Source organism: Bartonella sp. AP258QHHD, assembly GCF_042196145.1.
Taxonomy (GTDB): domain Bacteria; phylum Pseudomonadota; class Alphaproteobacteria; order Rhizobiales; family Rhizobiaceae; genus Bartonella.
In genome coordinates this window covers 1-3118 of record NZ_JBHIPR010000035.1, presented here as the reverse complement: position 1 = coordinate 3118, position 3118 = coordinate 1, and the positions used below count along the sequence as shown (strand labels likewise).

Here is a 3118-nt window from a genome sequence, read left to right as displayed (position 1 = left end):
GGTATGCTTTGATGCTTACTTCATTCCCCTGATGGCGCAAGTACCCAGACAGTTTCTATATCATTATGTTTTTATTGTAAACAACAAAACGAAATATTGCGTCCTGTTCTTTATCGTTTAAAAAATGATTTTAGAAGAGTTTTTAAAATAAAAATTGCAGTTAGAAACTATGAATTGCAGAAAAGCTAGATTGATCAGTATTCCGTTTAAAAGTGTTAAGAAACAAAATATTTTGCAAGGATGTTTGTTGCTTAAGGCTGTTGTTATGGAAACTCTACAAAGTTTTTGGGGAAGCTGTTGCTGTGTGCTTACAAAAAGCTTTTAATTGATTTTCTTACACAGAGAATTATTTATTACGTGTTTTAAAATACAAAAAATTTTATTAAAAGCATTTGATTTTTATAAATCAAAAAGGCAGCTCTCTTGAGAATTCAGTATTCATTTAGAGATAACAGATTTTATTACATTTGGTTTGAGTGAGATTAATTGGCTCAAGAAAGGTGGTAGAAAGAATAGTTGTTAACGGTTCTTTCCGATAGATTATAAAAAGGCAGCACATTTGCACTGCCTTTTATTAAAATGAATAGAATATAAATTGTTTTTTGCGTTTTCTTAAAACTGATAGCGTATTCCACCTGAAAAGCTTGCTCCAGATATACCAGTTTTTTGAAGCTTATATTGATAGTTAACATCAGCATGAAGGGCGATATTTTGTGATAATTGTGCATTTACACCAAATCCACCTTCAAGGGCAGCTCCTATAGAATCAAGGTGGAATGGTTCACCAATCTGTATCGTACCATTGTTAGAAAAAGCTTTAACAACGTTTAGTTTACCATAGAAAGAAAGAATACCGCCGTTTTCAATAGAAAGCTTCGTTTGCGTTAAGCGTCCACCCACACGCACTAAGTATTGATAAGGATTTCCCATATCCACATCAAAGCCATCGACATCTGAGAGTGTGCCAAGCATGAGGCGTTGATAAACAAGTTGTGCTTGTGGTTCAAAGACCAATCCTTTCTTACTGGTTTCGAATTTTTGTCCAATGGTTGCTGATGCACTGAATGTATCAGCATTTTTCAATTCTGCAGTCTTTCCTATGAGAGCTGTGGTGATATCTCCCTTGAGCATTCCATAGGAGAAGAGCGCATGGATGTATATCCCATTATTATGGCGCAGCCCACTATATGCAGTAATTGACCATTTATTGAGTGTACTCTTGTCAGCACCTTCCATGTCTTTAGGGGTGAAAGCTAATTTCCCATATGTCCCCAAAAGACCGAAATTGGCGGTCATATTTTGATCTTCTAGAGCTGCTAATGTAATGCCTGCCTGTAAAGCTGCATAGTGAATATCGGCACCATAGCCATATTGTAATGGCGTACGGTGAGAGGATAATGTCATCTTATTTCCATAAGTTGAGAAGAAGACTCCTTTGTTTTTATGATCTTTTGTCTCAAAGGTGTTTTCCTGCATCGAGTTGAGTAAAGTGTTTTGATTGTTTATATCAGCCAGTCCAGCTGAGAATAGTGCGTTAGGCATGGACAAATAGCTTGCTACTTGAGGAACGAGAGCTCTGATCTTTCCTTCATTATCGAGAGTCGCATTTTGCAAGCGAAAATCCCAGAAATTCTGATTTTTTTCCAAGATGTTTTGTGCGTTGTTTGCTTGTCCAAGGGATGATGAACCGGTATTTTGCGCTTCTTTCTCTTTTGGTGAAACACCTTCAATCATTGTTCCTGATGCTGATATCGTGTAGATTGTGTAGTCTTTGAGGGTATTTTCTTTTGATTCTTGTGATATTCCGCTAAAATGACTTTGTGTGCTATCGGCTGTCCCATGGCTGGATGTTGGACCATAGGCTTTGAGTATATATTTATAAGGCAATCCCCCCATTGTGGTGTAGCCGTGTGCAAGTTTGAAGGAATCTTCATTTGCATTTCCAGAAACTTGAATGAGTGAAAGACCACGCATATTCGAAGACACAGAATCTTCAGCTTTTAATATCTCACCTTTCGCAAGGTTCTTGATATGGACTGTTGTGCTGCCTGATACATCACCATGTATAAGGAGGCGGTCAGCTTTTTGCTGTTCTTTTACTAGACCATCACTCCATTCAATATTAAAATAAATTTTTGCATCGCCTGTGGCATTGTAAACTGTATTATAAGTGCTTTCTATATCGGGGATTGTACTTCCCTCAGGTCTACGAACCTCAGCTGTTCGCCCTACATACAAGGTATGATAATGATCTTTTTCCCGCCCTTGTGGTGTCTTAAATATGATAGAACTATTATTAAGATTCAGTACTGAAACGGTAGAAAGGGCTCGTTGTTTAATATCACTGAGCTCATAGTTAAATACATTAAAGTCAGTATCGACTTCCTCTTGAGAGGTCTTTAAGTACCATTTGCTTTTGTTATTCAGAGTCAAAACCGTTGTATTGACTTTTAAAGTTCTTGCTCGTCCCTCTATTGTTGAATTATCAGCGGTTAATGCTAAAGTTACAGGAAGAGTATCGTTGTCATAATATTTACGTTTCGTTTTATTTCTCAATAATACGTCAGATCGAATTTCTGAGTCTTTAAGTTGAACTTCAGCAACGGCTCTTGAGCAGTAGGGACCAAGAATACCGGTACCGTTTTTCACAAGAAGTTTTGTATTGCTAAGAACAACCTTATTGACAACTTTTTCTCCACTTTTCAGTGAAGAATCTTTTGTTTCATAAAAAACGATACCACCGGCACCTCCTCGTTGGACGGTTATGGTTGAATCTTCAACGTTGATTATACCATTCTTTGTTTCTAAACCTTTGTATACTGTATTTGCTTTAATTTCTTTAGCATGAATGCGTCCACCTTCTGATACAGAAAGTGCAGACATTTCCATGTGTATTGTTGATTTTACAATTGTGATAGCTGCTTTATCATGCGCTAATATTCCAGGTCCTTTATCGCGGACAAGAACATTATTTAAAGTCTTTTCTTCTCCCTTATTTAATTCAATCTTCCCCAAAATTTCAGGAGTTTCAGGAGCCGATGTATTTGCATAAGTTGAACCGAAATGAGAAAAAATCAAAGTTCCAGCAATTGTACATAACAAAAAATTTTTCTTATAA

General features: G+C 36.8%; 1 protein-coding gene. It reads right to left on the bottom strand.

Annotated elements, in window-relative coordinates; translation table 11 throughout:
• Nucleotides 1-612: 612 nt before the first annotated feature.
• Nucleotides 613-3118 (bottom strand): autotransporter outer membrane beta-barrel domain-containing protein (locus ACFIMM_RS03860; RefSeq protein ID WP_375682431.1); only part of this gene is annotated, 2506 nt, incomplete at its 5' end.